The following is a 2,568-nucleotide window of genomic DNA, read 5'->3' on the forward strand; positions in this document are numbered from 1 at the left end:
GCATCCAGAATAATAAAGAGAACCTGACCGATGCCCGTACCCGATCCCTTCCGCGAAGGCCTCGCCCGAGGCTGGAAAACCTACAACGGCGCGCAACTGAGCGACGACCTCACCCTCGAAGCCGACGTGGCGATCATCGGCAGTGGCGCCGGCGGCGGGACCACAGCGGAAATCCTCAGTGCGGCCGGCTATAAAGTCCTGCTGATCGAAGAAGGCCCGTTGAAGACCAGCTCGGATTTCAAATTGCTCGAAGACGAGGCCTACAGCAGTCTCTATCAGGAAGGCATCGGACGGATGAGCAAGGACGGTGCGATCACCATCCTGCAGGGCCGCGCGGTCGGCGGCACAACGCTGATCAACTGGACCTCGAGTTTCCGCACACCCGAGCCGACCCTCGAATACTGGGCCAGCGAACACAATGTCACAGGCCATAGCCCGGCAGAGATGGCGCCGTGGTTCGAAAAAATGGAGCAGCGCCTCGGCGTCGCGCCATGGATGGTGCCGCCCAACGCCAACAACGATGTGATCCGCAAAGGCTGCGAGCAACTCGGCTACAGCTGGCACGTGATCCCGCGCAACGTGCGCGGCTGCTGGAACCTCGGCTATTGCGGCATGGGCTGCCCGAGCAACGCCAAGCAATCGATGATGGTCACGACCATCCCGGCGACGCTGGAAAAGGGCGGCGAGCTGCTGTATCTGGCGCGGGTGGAGAAGCTGCTGATCAGCGGCGACAAGGTTACCGGGCTGCATTGCGTGGCGATGGACCAACGCTGCGTCGAGCCGACCGGGCGCAGCATCAGCGTCAAGGCGCGGCATTACGTGCTGGCCGGCGGCGGCATCAACAGCCCGGCGCTGTTGCTGCGCTCCGACGTGCCGGATCCGCATGAGCGCGTGGGCAAGCGCACCTTTCTGCACCCGGTGAACATGTCCGCCGCGCGTTTCGCCGAGGTGGTCAATCCGTTCTACGGCGCGCCGCAGTCGATCTATTCCGACCATTTCCAGTGGAAGGACGGCACCACCGGGCCGATGGCGTTCAAGCTCGAAGTGCCACCGCTGCACCCGGCGCTGGCTGCCACACTGCTCGGTGGTTTCGGCAAGGAAAACGCCCAGCATATGGCCGACCTGCCGCACACCCACGCGATGCTGGCGCTGCTGCGCGATGGCTTTCACCCGGACAGCAGCGGTGGCTCGGTGGAGCTGCGCGGTGATGGCTCGCCGGTGCTCGACTATCAGGTTTCGCAATACGCATGGGACGGTTTGCGCCGGGCCTTTCACGTCATGGCCGAAATCCAGTTCGCCGGCGGCGCGCAATCGGTGATGCCGATGCACGCCGACGGCCGCTATGTGAAGACACTGGCCGAGGCGCGCTCAATGATCGATGGACTGAGCCTGGAGCTGTACCGCACGCGACTCGGTAGCGCCCATGTGATGGGGGGTTGTGCGATGGGTGAAGATCCGCAAAGCGCGGTCGCTGACAGCCTCGGTCGCCATCATCAACTGCGCAATCTGTCGATTCACGACGGCTCGCTGTTCCCCACCAGCATCGGCGCCAACCCGCAGCTGTCGGTGTATGGCCTCACCGCGCAACTGGCGACAGCCTTGGCTGATCGGCTGAAAAACCCATGAAAAAGCAGAATATTCCTATCGTCTATAGTGCTTTCTTACCCAACAGGCGACTTGGCCGACCGGGAAGGCTGCGATACCATCCGACTCCCCAACGGACTCCCGCCAGGACGACGCGATGAACCGAGTGTTGTACCCAGGTACCTTCGACCCTATTACCAAGGGCCATGGCGATCTGGTCGAACGCGCCTCGCGCCTGTTCGATCACGTGATCATTGCCGTCGCCGCCAGCCCGAAAAAGAACCCGCTGTTCCCGCTGGAACAACGGGTCGAACTGGCTCGCGAGGTCACCAAACACCTGCCTAACGTGGAAGTGGTCGGTTTCTCGACGCTGCTCGCGCATTTCGCCAAAGAGCAGAACGCCAATGTGTTCCTGCGTGGTCTGCGCGCGGTGTCGGACTTCGAATACGAATTCCAGCTGGCCAACATGAACCGCCAACTGGCGCCGGATGTGGAGAGCCTGTTTCTCACGCCGTCGGAGCGTTATTCGTTCATTTCCTCGACGCTGGTGCGGGAGATTGCCGCGCTGGGCGGCGATATCAGCAAGTTCGTCCACCCGGCCGTGGCCGACGCGCTGACCCTGCGCTTCAAGAAGTAGGAACTGCCGAAGGCTGCGATCCTTTCGTTTTTGATCGCAGCCAAAGAGAGCCCTTGATCGCCCCCGCGTGCACTGCGCTCGCCAATGCGGCACAATTGCGCGCATTGATTTATAGCGCCCGGGCCTGCCGCCCCGGCTGGAGTTAGCATGTCCCTGATCATCACCGACGATTGCATCAACTGCGACGTCTGCGAACCCGAGTGCCCGAACGCCGCCATTTCCCAAGGCGAAGAGATCTACGTGATCGACCCGAACCTGTGCACCCAGTGCGTCGGCCACTACGACGAGCCGCAGTGCCAGCAGGTCTGCCCGGTGGATTGCATTCCACTGGACGAAGCCCATCCGGA

At 62.5% G+C, this 2,568-nt stretch carries 3 protein-coding genes; all 3 read left to right on the forward strand.

Annotation, left to right across the window (positions count from 1 at the left end; translation table 11 throughout):
- Positions 1-30: 30 nt before the first annotated feature.
- Positions 31-1,626 (forward strand): GMC family oxidoreductase, encoded by a 1,596-nt coding sequence (locus D6877_RS14500; RefSeq protein WP_130911239.1) that lies wholly within the window; start codon positions 31-33, stop codon positions 1,624-1,626.
- 115 nt (positions 1,627-1,741) lie between these two features.
- Positions 1,742-2,221, forward strand: coding sequence for a pantetheine-phosphate adenylyltransferase (gene coaD / locus D6877_RS14505; protein WP_003229157.1), 480 nt, complete (start codon positions 1,742-1,744; stop codon positions 2,219-2,221).
- Positions 2,222-2,368: 147 nt separating this feature from the next.
- A partial coding sequence (locus tag D6877_RS14510; RefSeq protein WP_130911250.1) for a YfhL family 4Fe-4S dicluster ferredoxin occupies positions 2,369-2,568 on the forward strand: 200 nt, incomplete at its 3' end.

Origin of the sequence: Pseudomonas sp. Sample_9, assembly GCF_004307535.1 — a bacterium.
GTDB classification, from domain to species: Bacteria; Pseudomonadota; Gammaproteobacteria; order Pseudomonadales; family Pseudomonadaceae; genus Aquipseudomonas; species Aquipseudomonas mercuritolerans.